Genomic DNA, 15,325 nt, shown 5'->3' with positions numbered 1-15,325 from the left:
GAGCGTTCCTCCGAAGCATCCGCTCACCGGTTCGATGGGGTGCGGCGGCGTCAGATCCGGCCGAGTGTGAGCGTCGAGCCGCCCCGCCCGCGCACCGTCTTGATGACGCCGTCGATCACGTCCCAGATCGCGATGCCCACCACGGCGACCACGATGAGCGTCGTGACGACCCACTCCGAATCGACGTCCCACGGCCACCCGATCGCCTCGAGCGCATCGGGGTTCATCAGCTGCCCTGTCGTGAAGAGCCACAGGGCGGGCACGGTGAACGCGACGTTGAGCACGAAGTTCGCACCAGCGAGCCACCAGTTCCAGCCCCACGCGTAGATCGCGATCGCGAACAGCATCTCGAGCACGATGAGCACGAGGAAGTACGGCAGCCAGAAGCTCCACAGCTGGGGGTTCAGGAGCGGCACGCCCTCGGCGACCGCGGCCCAGGGGAGCCCGAACTGCTGCCACACGATGAACGCGGCGAACAGGCCGAGGAAGACGAGCGACGCGACGAGATCAGCCGTGCGAGACGAGCGACCGGCGTCGCGCACCTCGGGGAGCATGTCGATCGTCCACGGGATCTCGGCGTCGCGGCCGGGGCTGCGCTCGAGCACGGCGAACACGAGCGTCGTCCAGAATCCGAGGTGCACGGCGATCCCGATCGCCGCAGCGACCGTGCTGCCGATGATCTGGCCGACGGGCTCCTGGCCGAGCACCTGGCCGAAAGCGACCGCTGCGACGGCGATCGGCAGCACGACCGTGTACAGCAGCTTGAGCAGCCGCCACCAGGCGAGGTAGTAGCGGGGCCCGATGAGCTGCAGCGGCCGGTCGATGTAGCTCGCCGCGAGTGCGGCCGGGTCGCCGAGCTCGACGAGTGCCATGCGCTCGGCGTCGGCGCGCGTGCGGCCGGTCTCGACGAGCGCGTCGGTCGAGTCGCCGATGCGTTCGCGCAGTTCACGGCCGAAGTCGGCGCGCTGCGTCTCGGGCAGGGTGCGGGCTGCGGCCCACACGTACCGGTCGGTCAGGGTGGTCATGATTCGTCTCCAGCGGTCAGTCGGGCGAGCGCGTCGTCGATGCGTCGCCAGTCGGTCATGAGGGCGTCGGCGAGTTGCTCGCCGGTCGGGCTCGTGCGGTAGAACTTGCGGGGGCGGGCCTCGTCGGTGTTCCACTCGCTCGTGAGGAGGCCCTGCTTCTCGAGTCGTCGCAGCAGCGGATACAGCGTGTTCGCATCGACGAGGATGCCGAGGCCGTTCAGCGACTCGAGCAGGGCGTACCCGTAGTCGGGCGTGCGCAGCCGCACGAGGCAGGCGAGCACGACGGTGCCGCGTCTGAGCTCCTGCAGGTGCCCGGCGGTCGTGTCATCGAGGTTCATGAGTCACACGATACTGTGCGACACACACTAATGCAACAGAAACTTCAACGTGCGACGACGCGGGAGACCGCCGGCTCGCGCCTCACTGCACGGCGTGGGCCTCGAGGAACTGGTACACCGAGGAGTCGTCGACGCCCGGGAACGTGCCCGACGGCAGGGGCGACAGCACGTGGGCGTGCAGCCGGGCGCTCGGCCAGGCGCGTCCTGCCCAGCGCTCGGCGAGCTCCGAGGGCGCCCGCCGGCAGCACGACTCGTCGGGGCACGTCGACACGGCCCGGTGCTTCGTCTCCCGGCCTCTGAACCACTTGGCCTGGCTGAACGGCACGCCGACCGAGATCGAGAACTCCGCGGCATCCGTGCGCCCGGTCTGCGTCGCGCACCAGAAGGTGCCGGCCGGAGTGTCGGTGTACTGGTAGTTCTCGGTCGTGCGGTTGGTGTGCAGGAAGGCCGTGCGGGCGCTCCACTTCTTGCACACCCACTGGCCCTCGATCGATCCGGTGACGTCGGTGGGCAGCGGCAATCCGTCGTTCTCGTAGCCCTTGAGCAGTGCACCGTCGCCCGCGACCCGCAGGAAATGCAGGGTCATGTCGAGGTGGGTCGTCGCCAGGTTCGTGAATCGCAGTGCCGCCGCCTCGTGGGTGACGCCGAACGCGTCGCGGAAGTCCTCGATGGCGAGCCGCTTCTCCTTCTTCGCGGACTGGAGGAAGGCGACGGATGCCTCGCGCGGCATCAGGCACGCAGCGGCGAAGTAGTTGATCTCGAGCCGCTGCCAGAGGAACTCCGCGTAGCTGGCCGGTCGCTCGTGGCCGAGCAGTCGGTGGGCCACGGCCTGCAGGGCCATCGATCGAAGGCCGTGACCGCCCGGAATCGACGCCGGCGGCAGGTAGATGCGCCCGTTGGCGATATCGGTGATCGACCGCGTCGAGTCGGGCAGGTCGTCGACGTAGATGAGCTGGAAACCGAGACGCTCGGCCATCACGCTCACCTCGCGGTGGGTGAGAGCACCGGAGCGGTGCCCCGAGGCCCGCACCTGCTCTTCGGCGAGCTGCTCGAGCTCGGGGAGGGAGTTGTCGCGCTCGCGCATGAGCTCGCGCAGCTCGGTGTTGGCGCGCCGCGCCTCCTCGGGCGTGGCGATGGCTTCACTCGCTCGCCGCTGGAGCTCGTGGTGGAGGCCGACGATGGCCTCCAGCGATTCGTCGGTGATGCCCCGGCCGGGCCGGATCGCCGGGAGGCCGAGACTCGCGTAGAGCGGGCTCGACTGCGCTCGGCCGAGCTCGAGTTCGAGCTCGGCACGCCGGCTGGGCGCCTCGCGCGCGAGGAGGTCGGCGAGGTCGACGGTCAGCGCGACGGCGAGGGCGTCGAGGGTCGAGAGCTTCGGTTCGCGTTTGCCGTTCTCGATGAGCGAGAGCTGGCTGCCGGCCATGCCGACCGCTTCGCCGAGCTGGTCGAGGGTGAGGCTGCGCTCGCCGCGGAAGTGGCGGATGCGCTGGCCGAGAGTTGCGAGATCGGGGGAGCCTGCTTTCACCGTTTAAGAATACCGAAAGATCGCAAGTTCTTAACCATCGAAATGCATGAACGGATGTCTCAATCGCGCGCATTCTTGAAGTACGAAGCGTTTCCCGGCCCCCGGTCGGCACCACCTTGGAAAGGATGATGATGACCATCTCCGACTTCTCGATCGGCACCGAGGCATCCGACGCACCCGGCGGCACCCGTCGCGGCACCACCGACTCGGCCCTGCGCGCATGGGTCGACGAGATCGCCGGCCTCACCAAACCCGATGAGATCGTCTGGTGCAGCGGCTCGCAGCACGAGGCCGACCTGCTGACGAAGCAGCTCGTCGCCGAGGGCAAGCTCATCAAGCTCAATCCCGAGTGGCGCCCCAACAGCTACCTCGCACGCACCGACCCGGGCGACGTCGCCCGCGTCGAGGACCGCACCTTCATCTGCTCGACCTACGAGGAGGACGCCGGCCCCACGAACAACTGGCGCGATCCGCACGCCATGCGCTCGGAACTGACCGACGTCTTCGACGGCTCCATGAAGGGCCGCACGATGTACGTCGTGCCGTTCTCGATGGGTCCGCTCGGCGGCCCGATCTCGCAGCTCGGCGTCGAGATCACCGACTCGCCCTACGTCGTGCTCAGCATGGGCATCATGACCCGCATGGGCGACGCGGTCTACCGCCTCATCGAGGCCGGCGAGCCGTGGGTTCGCACCGTGCACTCGGTCGGCTACCCGCTCATCGACGGCGTCGGCCACCGCCGCGCCGAGGTCGACTGGCCGTGCAACGAGACGAAGTACATCGTGCAGTTCCCCGACTCGCGCGAGATCTGGTCGTTCGGCTCGGGCTACGGCGGCAACGCGTTGCTCGCCAAGAAGTGCTTCGCGCTGCGGATCGCGAGCGTCATGGCCCGCGACGAGGGCTGGCTCGCCGAGCACATGCTGCTCATCAAGATCACCTCGCCCGAGGGCCGGTCGTACCACGTCGCGGCGGCGTTCCCGTCGGCCTGCGGCAAGACCAACCTCGCGATGCTGCGCCCGACGATCCCCGGCTGGAAGGTCGAGACGATCGGCGACGACATCGCCTGGATGCGCCCCGGCGCCGACGGCCGCCTCTACGCGATCAACCCCGAGGCCGGCTTCTTCGGCGTCGCGCCGGGCACCGGCGAGACGACGAACCCCACGGCCGTGCAGACGCTCTGGGGCAACACGATCTTCACGAACGTGGCGCTGCGCCCCGACGGCGACATCTGGTGGGAGGGGCTCACCGACGAGGCGCCCGCCGAACTCACCGACTGGGAGGGCAAGCCCTGGACTCCGGCCTCGGGCCGCCCCGCCGCGCACCCGAACTCGCGCTTCACGGTCGCCGCGGCGCAGTGCCCGCAGATCTCCGACGACTGGGACGCCCACGACGGCGTGCCGATCGACGCGATCCTCTTCGGTGGCCGCCGGGCGACGAACGTGCCGCTCGTCGCCGAGGCGCGCTCGTGGAAGCACGGCGTGTTCATGGGCGCGACGATCTCCTCCGAGCAGACCGCGGCCGCCGAGGGCACCGTCGGCGAACTCCGCCGCGACCCCTTCGCGATGCTCCCGTTCTGCGGCTACAACATGGCCGACTACTGGGGCCACTGGGTGAAGATGGGCCGCGTCCTCGGCACGCACGCGCCGAAGATCTTCCAGGTCAACTGGTTCCGCAAGGGCGCCGACGGCTCGTTCCTCTGGCCCGGCTTCGGCGAGAACTCGCGCGTGCTCGAGTGGATCGTCGGCCGCATCGAAGGCTCGAGCGACGCCGTCGAGACGCCGATCGGCCTGCTTCCGGCAGCCGACTCGCTCGACCTCGACGGCCTCGAGATCGAGGATGCCGCGCTCGAGCAGCTCTTCGACGTCGACCGTGACTCGTGGCTCGCCGAGTGCGACCTCACCGACGAGTACTTCACGAAGTTCGGCGACCGGGTGCCCGCCGCGCTCCGGGCGGAACTCGCGAGCCTGCGGTACCACCTGCAGCACCAGGGCGCCTAGCGCGTCGGTGGTGCGCCCCGTCTCGTGACGGGGCGCATCACCTGCCGTCGACGGATGCCGCGGTCGCAAGCACTCGGGAAGGTGCGCCCGCCCGCGGCATCCGTCGACGGCATTTCGGCACGTCGCGCTCGATCTCGCCCGAGACCGCGCTAGCGTGTGCGCGAAGGGGGCGTCATGGAGTTCGGCACGATCATCGAAGCGGTCGGCGAGATCATCGACGTGCTCGGTGTCGTCGCGATCGTGATCGGCATCCTCTATGCGATCCTCGACGCCGCGCTGCGCGGCCTTCGCCGGGTGCGCCCCGTGTACACGCGGTTCCGCCGGGTGCTCGGGCGGGCGATCCTGCTCGGCCTCGAACTGCTCGTCGCGGCCGACATCATCAAGACCGTCGCAGTGACCCCGACGCTCGACTCGGTCGCGGTGCTCGCGATCATCGTGCTCATCCGAACGTTCCTCAGCTGGTCGCTCGAGCTCGAGATCTCGGGTCGGTGGCCGTGGCAGAAGCGCGGTGCGCCCGTCGACGAGGAGACGCCCGAGGAGACCGCGGAGGCTCGGTGAGCGGCATCGCCCGCGTCGGCGCCGGCGTCGCGCGCGACCGACTCAGTCCTGACGGTGCGGCTCGTCGAGTCTGCCGAGCAGCCTGAGCATCGCGGCCGGGGCGTAGCGGAACTCGATCGTGCCGCTCGCGCCCGGCTCGGACGGACCGATCCAGGTGCTCGAGCCCTCGTGCACCCTGACCCAGCCGTTCTCGAACAGCAGGTCGGCGCCGATGACGAACGCCATCGCCGGGGTCTCGCCCTGGCGCACCGCGATCGAGCCCTCGAACGTCTGCGACGCCGTGGCGTCCTGGTCTTCACGGCATTGCACGCCGACGAGCGGCCGGGCGATCGGCGTCGCGAAGCCGGGCACCTGGAACGGACTCGCCTTGGCGGTGTCGGCGACGACCCCGAAGTTCACGCTCGTCGAGGCGAGGCTGAGCGCCGCCTGTCCGTCGAGCACGAGCCGGCTCGAGACCCGGAAGCGGTAGAAGAGCCGGCCCGATTCCCGAGGCGGCGGAAGCACGGCGAGGCTCGCCCAGTTGCGCGACCACGCGAGCGGGTCGCCGTCACGGTTCGGCGGGTCGTAGAGGCTCGCGGTCAGGCGCACGGCGCCGTCGGGCTCGGTCGGTGCGGCGCGGAGCGAACTGCGTCCGCGATCGTCGTCGGGCATGACGTCGCGCACGGCGGTGAACGCGGGCAGCCGTTGCGGCTCCCAGTGGCGGAGCCAGCCCTGGATGCCGGCTTCGATGCGGTCGAACGAGTGGCCGAGGCCGTTGCGGGTGGCTGCGCCCGGGTGGTCGCCCGCGTTCGGCAGTTCGTCGATGAGCTCGACGGGCAACTCGTCGAGGTGGGCGAGATCGCGCTCGTGCGCCACGGTTGCGATGGTCATGATGGTCCTCCGGGGGAATGGGCTCTGGGCATCCTGGAACCGGATGCGGAACCCCACGCTACGGAGGAGGCGGTGGCGCCTCATCGCGGCTAGCCCCCGTATTCCCCCCGGGGTTTTCCCTGAGCCGGTTCCCCGGCGGGTCGGCGCAGAGGCCCGCTCAGACGAGCAGCTGGTGCGCTGCGAGATCGCGGTACAGCGGAACCGCGGCAACGAGCTCGGCGTGCGTACCCTCGCCGAGCACTCGGCCCTCGTCGAGCACGATGATGCGGTCGGAGTCGATGACCGTCGAGAGCCGGTGCGCGATCACGATGAGGGTGCGACCGGCAGAGACGGCGTCGACCGCCTCGCGCATCATGCGCTCGTTGACGCCGTCGAGCGACGAGGTCGACTCGTCGAGCAGCAGGATCGGCGGGGCGGCGAGCAGGGCACGTGCGATCGCGAGCCGCTGGCGTTCCCCGCCCGAGAGCATGATGCCGTCTTCGCCGACGGCGGCGTCGAGGCCGGCCGGGTCGCGATCGAGCACCGCGCCGAGGTTCACCGCCCGAAGCACCTGCTCGCACTCGGCGTCGGTTGCGTCGGGGCTGCCGAGCTTCAGGTTGTCGCGCAGGCTGCCGGCCAGAACGGGGGCGTCCTGCTCGACGTAGCCGATCTGGGCCCGCAGCTCCGCCCGGTCGAGGGTTCGCAGGTCGAGGCCGCCCATGCGAACGGTGCCGACCGACGGATCGTAGAACCGCTCGATGAGCGCGAGGATCGTGGACTTGCCCGCACCCGAGGGGCCGACGAGGGCGATGCGCTGCCCCCGCGGCACCTGGAAGGAGACGCCGCGCAGCACCGGCTGCCGATCGGTGACCTCGGGCTCGGGCTCGTGTTCGTCGGGGGACTCGTTCGCCGGATCGGCCGGATCCTGGCGCGTCGCCGCGTAGGCGAAGGACACCTCGTCGAACGCGATCGCCGGGGCATCCGGCAGCACGCCCTCGTTGGCGTCGCCGACCATGAGTGCGAGCGGGGCGAGTTCGCGGTCGTGGGCGTCTTCATCGGGCAGGTCGAGGATCTCCTGGATGCGGCCGAGGGCGCCGAGCGCCTGGTTCACCGAGGTGATGGCGCCGAACGCCTGGCCGAGCGGCAGGATCATCATGAACAGGAACAGGATGAACGCGACGAGGTTCGCGACCGTGATCGCACCGGATGCCACGCGGAACCCGCCGACGCCGAGCACGACGAGGAACGAGACCTGCATCGCGATGCCCGCGACCGGCACGATGAGGGCCGAGATCTTCGCGACCTTGACGCCCATCTGCCAGGCGCCTTCGGCCTGGGCCTCGACGTCGCGGATCTCTCGCTCGGTGGCGCCGGCGGCGCGAATGGTGCGCACCGCGCTGATCGCGCGCTCGACGGAGGCCGCGACGTCGCCGACCTTCTCCTGCGCCTGGTGCGAGGCCTCGCGCACGCGACCCGAGAGCAGCGTGACGGTCGTGATGGCGACGGCGATGACGAGCACGGTGAGTCCGAGCAGCACCGGGTCGATGATGAGCATCGCGATGAGCGCGCCGATGAAGGTGACGGTGCCGCCGACCGCTTCGACGAGGCCCTGGGTGAGCACCGCGCGCAGCATCGTCGTGTCGCTGCCGACGCGCGAGACGAGGTCGCCCGTGCGCCGGGTGTCGAACTCGGCGATCGGCAGGCGCAGCAGCTTCGCGATGAGTCGCTTGCGACTCGAGAGCACGACGCCCTCACCGGTGCGCTGCAGCAGGTAGTGCTGATAGCCCGTGATGATGCCGCTGATCACGACCAGGGCGATGAGCGCCCAGACGATGCCGCCGAGCGGTTCGTTCGCCTCGACGATCGAGATGACCCGGCTGACGAGCAGGGGCTGGGCGAGGCTCGCGAGGGCGCCGACGACGCTGAGCACGGCGACGACGATGAGCACCGGCCGGTGCTCGAAGATGAAGGGCAGCAACTGCCGGAACGTCGCTCGCGGGCCCGTCGGGGCTGCGCGCCGGCTGAAGGGGGAACGTCGGGTCTCGGTCTCGCTCATGTTCGCTTCCTGGCGTGCGCGGCGAGGGGATGCCGCATCCGCTCGATTTCCGGGTCATCGCCGCAGTGCAGCTTACGTGGCCGAGCTGCGTCGAAGCTTCGGGTGCGCCGCACGTGTCGTCGAGTCACGAGGGCGATGGTGCGATTCCGCCTCGGCGGGGCACGATGGGCTCATGGACTTCACCGGCGCCGCACTGGTCGGCATCTCGCACGGCACCGCATCGCCCGACGGCCAGGTGGCGGTGCGGGGCTTGATCGACGCGGTCGAGGCTGCGGTCGGGGAGGGTTCGCCCCTCGCGGCATCGCCCGCGATGGTGCGGCTCGGTCACGTCGATGTGCAGCAACCGGATGTCGCGGCGACCCTCGCCGCGCTGCCGCCATCGCTGCCCGCGGTGGTCGTGCCGCTGCTGCTCTCCGCCGGCTACCACGTGCACGTCGACCTGCGGCGGGAGATCGAGGCGGTCGCGGACCGGCGGGTGCGTCTGGCCGCCGCGCTCGGACCCGACGACCGGCTCGTCGGCGTGCTGCGCCGTCGCCTCGACGAGGCGGGAGCGGCCCCGGACGACCTCGTCGTGCTCGCCGTCGCCGGCTCGAGCGATGAACGCGCGGTCGACGACTGCCGTGACATGGGGGAGCGGCTCGCCGCCGCCCTCGGCGCACCGGTGACGGTCGGCTTCCTCTCCGCGGCGGAGCCCCGCCTCGCCGACGCGATCGCCGCGGCGAGGCTCGGCGGCGCCGGGCGACGGGTGATCGCGGCGAGCTACCTGCTCGCGCCGGGCTACTTCCAGGACCTCGCGGCGAGCGCCGGTGCCGACCTCGTCACCGACCCGCTGCTCACTCCGAACGACACGCCTTCGGCGCTCGTCGACATCGTGCTCGACCGGTTCGCGGCGGCGGCGGCAGCGGCTTCGGCGGCTTCAGCGGCTTCAGCGGCGGGAGCCTAGCGCCGGGCATCGCGGCAAACAGATTGTGACGCCGCATTGCCGAGTTTGACGCCATGTTTCCTTCCTTGCCGTGATGTGACGGTCCGTGTCTCGGCCTCCGCCGAACCCGCTTAGCCTCGGTCGAAACCCGCACTCCGCGGTGACGAGGAAGCAGAGCAGACATGACGCAGGAGACGATCGAGGCGCAGGGCCGCCCGGCGAGCCGTGCCGGCGAGCGTCCGCCGCGTCCGGCGAGCCGTCCGCACGGCCAGTGGAAGGTCGACGGCACCGCCCCGCTCAACGGCAACGAGGAGTGGAAGCAGGTCGACAACGGCCTGAGCGTGCGCGACCGCATCGAGAACATCTACTCCAAGGGCGGGTTCGCGTCGATCGACCCGACCGATCTGCACGGTCGTTTCCGCGTCTGGGGCCTGTACACGCAGCGCAAGCCGGGCATCGACGGCGGCCGCACCGCGACCCTCGAGCCGCACGAGCTCGAAGACGAGTTCTTCATGCTGCGCGTGCGCATCGACGGCGGGCAGCTGACGACCGAGCAGCTGCGGGTCATCGCGGGCATCTCGACCGAGTTCGGCCGTGACACCGCAGACCTCACCGACCGCCAGAACATCCAGTTGCACTGGATCCGTGTCGAGGACGTGCCCGAGATCTGGCGGCGCCTCGAGGGCGTCGGACTCGGCACCACTGAGGCGTGCGGCGATGTGCCGCGCGTCGTGCTCGGCTCGCCGGTCGCGGGCATCGCCGCCGACGAGCTCATCGACCCGACCGCGCAGATCGAGGCGATCACGAGCCGGTTCATCGGCGACGAGACGCTCGCGAACCTGCCCCGCAAGTTCAAGTCGGCGATCACCGGCCACCCCAGCCAAGACGTCGTGCACGAGATCAACGACGTCGCGTTCGTCGCGGTGCGCCACCCCGAGCTCGGCGTCGGGTACGACCTCTGGGTCGGCGGCGGGCTCTCCACGACACCACGGCTGGCCGAGCGGCTCGGCGTCTTCGTCGCCCCCGAGCGGGTGGCCGAGGCCTGGCACGGCGTCGCACAGATCTTCCGCGACTACGGCTACCGACGCCTGCGCAACAAGGCGCGACTGAAGTTCCTCCTCGCCGACTGGGGCGCCGAGAAGTTCCGCCAGGTGCTCGAGACCGAGTACCTGGAGGCGCCGCTGCCCGACGGCCCCGCGGCGCCCAAACCGCTCGCGCACGGCGACCACGTCGGCGTGCACCGCCAGAAGGACGGCCGGTTCTACGTCGGCGTCACGCCGATCGTCGGCCGCGTCTCGGGCCCCACCCTCGCGAAGCTCGCCGAGCTGATCGAGGCGCATGGCTCCTCGCGCCTGCGCACGACGCCCCACCAGAAGCTCGTGATCCTCGACATCCCCGAAGAGCGCGTCGAGTCCCTCATCACGGGTCTCGACGAACTCGGCCTGTCGGCCCGCCCGAGCCTCATCCGCCGCGGCACCATCGCGTGCACCGGCATCGAGTTCTGCAAGCTCGCGATCGTCGAGACCAAGGCGTTCGCCACCGCAGCCGTGCTCGATCTCGAGCGCACGCTCGACGGCTTCGAGCTGCCGCACCCGATCAGCCTGCACGTCAACGGCTGCCCGAACTCGTGCGCGCGCATCCAGACGGCCGACATCGGACTCAAGGGCCAGCTCATCATGGACGACCACGGCGAGCAGGTCCCCGGCTACCAGGTGCACCTCGGCGGCGGGCTCGCGAGCGCCGACCGCGAAGAGGCGGGCCTCGGTCGCACCGTCCGCGGCCTCAAGGTCACCGCCGACGGCATCGCCGACTACGTCGAGCGGGTCGTCAAGCGCTTCCTCGCCGACCGCGACGCCGCCGCCGACGAGACGTTCGCCGAGTGGGCGCACCGCGCCGATGAGGAGGCATTGAAGTGAGCGTCAGCCTTGCGCCCCGTGCCACGGCGACCCGCGACGCCGACACGCTGCGAGCGCTCGCCGAGGCGGGCAACGTCGAACTCGGGAGCCTCACGGGCCACGAGGCATCCGCTGCCCAGGTGATCGCCTGGGTCGCCGAGCATTTCGCGACGGATGCCGCGGCGGTCGCCTGCTCGATGGCCGACGCCGTGCTGCCGCACCTCGTGGCGGCGCAGCTGCCGGGCGTCGACGTGCTGTTCCTCGACACGGGCTACCACTTCGCCGAGACTCGCGTGACGCGCGACGAGGTCGCCCGCGGCCTCGACGTGCGGGTCGTCGATGTGCTGCCCGAGCAGACCGTCGAGCAGCAGGATGCCGAGCACGGCGCGCAGCTCTTCGCCCGCGATCCCGGACTCTGCTGCGCCCGCCGCAAGGTCGAGCCGCTGCACGATGCCCTCTCGGGCTACGAGCTGTGGTTCACGGGCGTGCGCCGCGACGAGGCGCCGACGCGCACCGGCACCCCGCTCGTCTCCTGGGACGAGCGGAACGGCCTCGTGAAGGTGAACCCGCTCGCGGCCTGGAGCTTCGACGAGCTGCTCGACTATGCGGGGGCGCACCAGGTACCGGTCAACCTCCTGATGTCGCACGGCTACCCCTCGATCGGCTGCGAGCCGTGCACGAAGCCGGTCGCTGCCGGAGAAGACCCGAGGTCGGGCCGCTGGGCGGGCCTCGCCAAGACGGAATGCGGGCTGCACCTGTGAGCGCCACCGACACCGTCACGACGTCCGGGCTCGACGTCGACGCGCTCGACGTGCTCGAGTCCGAGGCGATCCACATCATCCGCGAGGTCGTCGCGGAGTTCGAGCGGCCGGTGCTGCTGTTCTCGGGCGGCAAGGACTCCGTCGTGGTGCTCCATCTCGCCGCGAAGGCGTTCTGGCCCGCGCGCGTGCCGTTCCCCGTGCTGCACGTCGACACGGGGCACAACTTCCCCGAGGTGATCGCCTTCCGCGACGAGACCGTGGCGCGGCTCGGCCTCCGTCTCGAGGTGGCCTCCGTGCAGGACTACCTCGACGACGGCCGCCTGCACGAGCGCGCCGACGGCACCCGCAACCCCCTGCAGACGCTGCCGCTGCTCGACGCGATCGCCGCGGGCCGGCACGATGCCGTGTTCGGCGGGGCGCGTCGCGACGAAGACAAGGCTCGCGCGAAGGAGCGGATCATCTCGCTGCGCGACGAGTTCGGCCAGTGGGACCCGCGCAACCAGCGCCCCGAACTCTGGGACCTCTACAACGGCCGCCACACGGTCGGCCAGCACGTACGGGCGTTCCCCATCTCGAACTGGACCGAACTCGACGTCTGGCGCTACCTCGAGCGGGAGGCCATCGCGCTGCCGCCGCTGTACTTCGCGCACGAGCGCGAGGTGTACCGCCGTGACGGCATGTGGCGTGCGGTGAGCGAGGTCTCGCCGGTGCGGCCGGGCGAGACGCTCGAGACCCGCACGGTGCGGTATCGCACCGTCGGCGACATGAGCTGCACGGGCGCGGTCGAATCGGACGCCGCCGACGTGGCCGCGGTCGTCGCCGAGGTCGCGACCTCGACCCTGACCGAGCGCGGCGCGACCCGCGCCGACGACCGCATCTCGGAGGCCGCCATGGAGGACCGCAAGAAAGACGGGTACTTCTGATGAGCCAGGCACTCTTCCGCTTCGCGACCGCGGGTTCGGTCGACGACGGCAAGTCGACCCTGGTCGGCCGGTTGCTGCACGATTCGAAGGCGATCCTCGCCGATCAGCTCGAGTCGGTCGCGCGCACCTCGGCCGAGCGCGGTTTCGGCGGCGAGTCCGGCACGATCGACTTCGCGCTGCTCACCGACGGCCTCCGCGCCGAGCGCGAGCAGGGCATCACGATCGACGTCGCCTACCGCTACTTCTCGACCGGGCGTCGCTCGTTCATCCTCGCCGACTGCCCGGGCCACGTGCAGTACACCCGCAACATGGTGACCGGCGCGACCACGGCGGATGCCGTCGTCGTGCTCGTCGATGCGCGCAACGGCGTGCTCGAGCAGACGCGCCGGCACCTCGCCGTCGTGCAACTGCTGCGCGTGCCGCACATCATCGTCGCGGTCAACAAGATCGACCTGCTCGGCTACTCCGAGGCGGCGTTCTCACGGGTGGCCGGCGAGGTCACGACGCTCGCCCGCGAACTCGGGCTGCCCGGCGCCCACGTCATCCCGGTCTCCGCGCTGGCCGGCGACAACGTCGTCGACCGCTCGGCGAACACGCCCTGGTACGACGGGCCGAGCCTGCTCGAGCTCCTCGAGACACTGCCCTCGGTCGATGAGCTCGAGACCGAACTCGAAGTCCTGCGGATGCCGGTTCAGCTCGTCGTCCGTCCCCAGGGCGCGCTGGCGCACGACGTCGCCGATCCCGAGCGCTTCCGTGACTATCGGGCGTTCGCGGGCCGCATCGCCTCGGGCACCGTGCGCGTGGGCGACCGCGTGCAGGTGTTCCCCGGCGGCGCGACGACGACCGTGACAGGCATCGACGCCGGCGCCCGCGAGCTCGACGCGGCATCCGCCCCGCAGTCGGTCTCGCTCCGCTTCGCCGACCAGCTCGACGCCGCACGCGGTGCCGTCGTCGTGGCGGAGGGCGCGCTGCCCGAGCCCCGTCGAGAACTCGACGCCGCGCTGTTCTGGCTCGGCAACGCGCCCCTCCGCCCCGGCGCGCGCGTGCTCCTGAAGTCGGGCACGAGCACCGTGCAGGCGCTCGTGCCCGAGATCGTCGGTCGCCTCGACCTCGATTCGCTCGAGCTCGAGCCCGTCGAGGGTCTCGAGATCAACGACATCGGCCAGGTGCGCGTGCGCCTCGCGGCCGAGCTGCCCGTCGAGGAGTACGCCGCGCACCGTCGCGCCGGTGCGTTCCTCGTCATCGACTCCCAGAGCGGCGCCACACTCGCCGCCGGGATCGTCACCGCACCGGTGACCCAGGCCGTCGGCCCCGCCGATGGCACCACCACCACCACCAACAACACCGAAGGAGTAGCAGCATGACCGCAACATCCCGCGTCCGTTCCCGCCTCGGCCTGGTCGCGGGCATGATGCTCGCTACGGCCATCGTGACGACCGCCGTGCTCGCGCTGAGCGGCTGCGCGCCGCAGGCCGCAGCCGGACCGACCGCCGAGCCCACCGCGACGACCGAGCCCGCCGAGGAGCTGCGCCTGGGCTACTTCGCGAACGTCACCCACGCGCCCGCGCTCGTGGGTCTCGAGGAGGGGCTCTTCGAAGAGGCGCTCGGCGACACGAAGCTCACGACCCAGGTCTTCAACGCCGGCCCCGCGGCCATCGAGGCGCTCTCGGCCGGCGCGATCGACGCCACCTACATCGGTCCGAACCCGTCGATCAACACGTTCATCCAGTCGGGCGGCGAGTCGGCGCACATCGTCGCCGGCGCGGCGACCGGCGGCGCGGCCCTCGTGGTGCGCGAGGGCATCGATTCGGTGAAGGATCTCGCGGGCACGACGCTCGCCACGCCGCAGCTCGGCAACACGCAAGACGTCGCGCTGCGCTCATGGCTCGCCGACGAGGGCTTCACCACCGACACGACCGGCGGCGGTGACGTGCACATCACGCCCACCGAGAACGCGCAGACGCTCACCCTGTTCCAGCAGGGCGGCCTCGACGGCGCATGGCTGCCCGAGCCGTGGGTCTCCCGGCTCATCGTCGACGCCGGCGCTCACGTGCTCGTCGACGAGGCCGACCTCTGGGAGGACGGCGCGTTCCCGACGACCGTGCTGCTCGTGCGTGCCGAGTTCCTCGAAGAGCACCCCGAGACGGTGCAGGCGCTGCTCCAGGGCCACGTGGCATCCGTCGACTGGCTCACCGAGCACGCCGACGAGGCGGCCGGGGTCATCAACGCGGTCATCGAGAAGGACACCGGAAAGCCGCTCGCCGACGAGGTCATCACCCGTGCCCTCGAGCACGTGGCATTCTCGTTCGACCCGCACGCCGAGACCTTCGAGACGCTCGTCGAGAACGGGCTCGAGGCGGGCACCCAGAAGGAAGGCTCCATCGACGGCCTCTTCGATCTCAGGCTGCTGAACGGTCTGCTCGAGGAGGACGGCGACGAGCCGGTCTCCGCGGGTGGCCTCGGCAAGGAGTAGCAG

Annotated in this window: 13 protein-coding genes; 8 read left to right on the top strand and 5 right to left on the bottom strand. The window is 70.7% G+C overall.

Annotated features, from left to right (window positions below; translation table 11 throughout):
* Positions 1 to 50: 50 nt before the first annotated feature.
* The 3 genes from DCE93_RS10170 to DCE93_RS10160 all read right to left on the bottom strand — a co-directional run bounded on the left by DCE93_RS10170 (position 51) and on the right by DCE93_RS10160 (position 2,888).
* Positions 51 to 1,025, bottom strand: coding sequence for a permease prefix domain 1-containing protein (locus DCE93_RS10170; RefSeq protein ID WP_108595792.1), 975 nt, complete (start codon positions 1,023 to 1,025; stop codon positions 51 to 53).
* Positions 1,022 to 1,363, bottom strand: coding sequence for a PadR family transcriptional regulator (locus tag DCE93_RS10165; protein ID WP_108595791.1), 342 nt, complete (start codon positions 1,361 to 1,363; stop codon positions 1,022 to 1,024). Before DCE93_RS10165 ends, DCE93_RS10170 begins: the two co-directional genes overlap by 4 nt.
* Positions 1,364 to 1,445: 82 nt before the next feature.
* On the bottom strand, positions 1,446 to 2,888 hold the full coding sequence (locus DCE93_RS10160; protein WP_108595790.1) for a helix-turn-helix transcriptional regulator: 1,443 nt from the start codon (positions 2,886 to 2,888) through the stop codon (positions 1,446 to 1,448).
* A gap of 131 nt (positions 2,889 to 3,019) precedes the next feature.
* Between DCE93_RS10160 and DCE93_RS10155 the strand changes: the two genes are divergently transcribed.
* Together DCE93_RS10155 and DCE93_RS10150 are read left to right on the top strand one after the other, a co-directional pair.
* Entirely contained in the window at positions 3,020 to 4,885 is a 1,866-nt protein-coding gene (locus DCE93_RS10155) for a phosphoenolpyruvate carboxykinase (GTP) (RefSeq protein WP_108596702.1), read from the top strand.
* A gap of 174 nt (positions 4,886 to 5,059) precedes the next feature.
* Complete coding sequence (locus tag DCE93_RS10150; protein WP_108595789.1) at positions 5,060 to 5,443, top strand: DUF1622 domain-containing protein; 384 nt, start codon at positions 5,060 to 5,062, stop codon at positions 5,441 to 5,443.
* A 42-nt stretch (positions 5,444 to 5,485) separates the two neighbouring features.
* On the opposite strand, the gene DCE93_RS10145 is transcribed toward DCE93_RS10150, so the two are convergent.
* Together DCE93_RS10145 and DCE93_RS10140 are read right to left on the bottom strand one after the other, a co-directional pair.
* The gene (locus tag DCE93_RS10145) at positions 5,486 to 6,313 is read right to left on the bottom strand and encodes a hypothetical protein (RefSeq protein WP_108595788.1); all 828 of its coding nucleotides are present in this window, start codon (positions 6,311 to 6,313) and stop codon (positions 5,486 to 5,488) included.
* Between the two features lie 157 nt (positions 6,314 to 6,470).
* Entirely contained in the window at positions 6,471 to 8,348 is a 1,878-nt protein-coding gene (locus DCE93_RS10140) for an ABC transporter ATP-binding protein (RefSeq protein ID WP_108595787.1), read from the bottom strand.
* 172 nt (positions 8,349 to 8,520) lie between these two features.
* On the opposite strand from DCE93_RS10140, the gene DCE93_RS10135 reads away from it, so the two are divergent.
* The 6 genes from DCE93_RS10135 (at position 8,521) to DCE93_RS10110 (ending at position 15,322) form a co-directional block, all read left to right on the top strand.
* Positions 8,521 to 9,291 carry a sirohydrochlorin chelatase gene (locus tag DCE93_RS10135; protein WP_108595786.1) on the top strand — a complete coding sequence of 257 codons (771 nt, stop codon included), beginning with the start codon at positions 8,521 to 8,523 and terminating at the stop codon, positions 9,289 to 9,291.
* A 161-nt stretch (positions 9,292 to 9,452) separates the two neighbouring features.
* The gene (locus DCE93_RS10130) at positions 9,453 to 11,186 is read left to right on the top strand and encodes a nitrite/sulfite reductase (RefSeq protein WP_108595785.1); all 1,734 of its coding nucleotides are present in this window, start codon (positions 9,453 to 9,455) and stop codon (positions 11,184 to 11,186) included.
* Entirely contained in the window at positions 11,183 to 11,926 is a 744-nt protein-coding gene (locus DCE93_RS10125) for a phosphoadenylyl-sulfate reductase (RefSeq protein ID WP_108595784.1), read from the top strand. The genes DCE93_RS10130 and DCE93_RS10125 overlap by 4 nt, the downstream gene beginning before the upstream one ends.
* Complete coding sequence (gene cysD, locus DCE93_RS10120; protein WP_108595783.1) at positions 11,908 to 12,849, top strand: sulfate adenylyltransferase subunit CysD; 942 nt, start codon at positions 11,908 to 11,910, stop codon at positions 12,847 to 12,849. The genes DCE93_RS10125 and cysD overlap by 19 nt, the downstream gene beginning before the upstream one ends.
* Positions 12,849 to 14,213 carry a sulfate adenylyltransferase subunit 1 gene (locus DCE93_RS10115; RefSeq protein WP_108595782.1) on the top strand — a complete coding sequence of 455 codons (1,365 nt, stop codon included), beginning with the start codon at positions 12,849 to 12,851 and terminating at the stop codon, positions 14,211 to 14,213. Before cysD ends, DCE93_RS10115 begins: the two co-directional genes overlap by 1 nt.
* Positions 14,210 to 15,322, top strand: coding sequence for an ABC transporter substrate-binding protein (locus tag DCE93_RS10110; RefSeq protein ID WP_108595781.1), 1,113 nt, complete (start codon positions 14,210 to 14,212; stop codon positions 15,320 to 15,322). Before DCE93_RS10115 ends, DCE93_RS10110 begins: the two co-directional genes overlap by 4 nt.
* The last annotated feature ends 3 nt before the right edge of the window (positions 15,323 to 15,325 follow it).

It is taken from the genome of Agromyces badenianii (assembly GCF_003070885.1).
Classification (GTDB): Bacteria; Actinomycetota; Actinomycetes; order Actinomycetales; family Microbacteriaceae; genus Agromyces; species Agromyces badenianii.
This window is presented reverse-complemented; position numbering and strand designations above follow the sequence as displayed.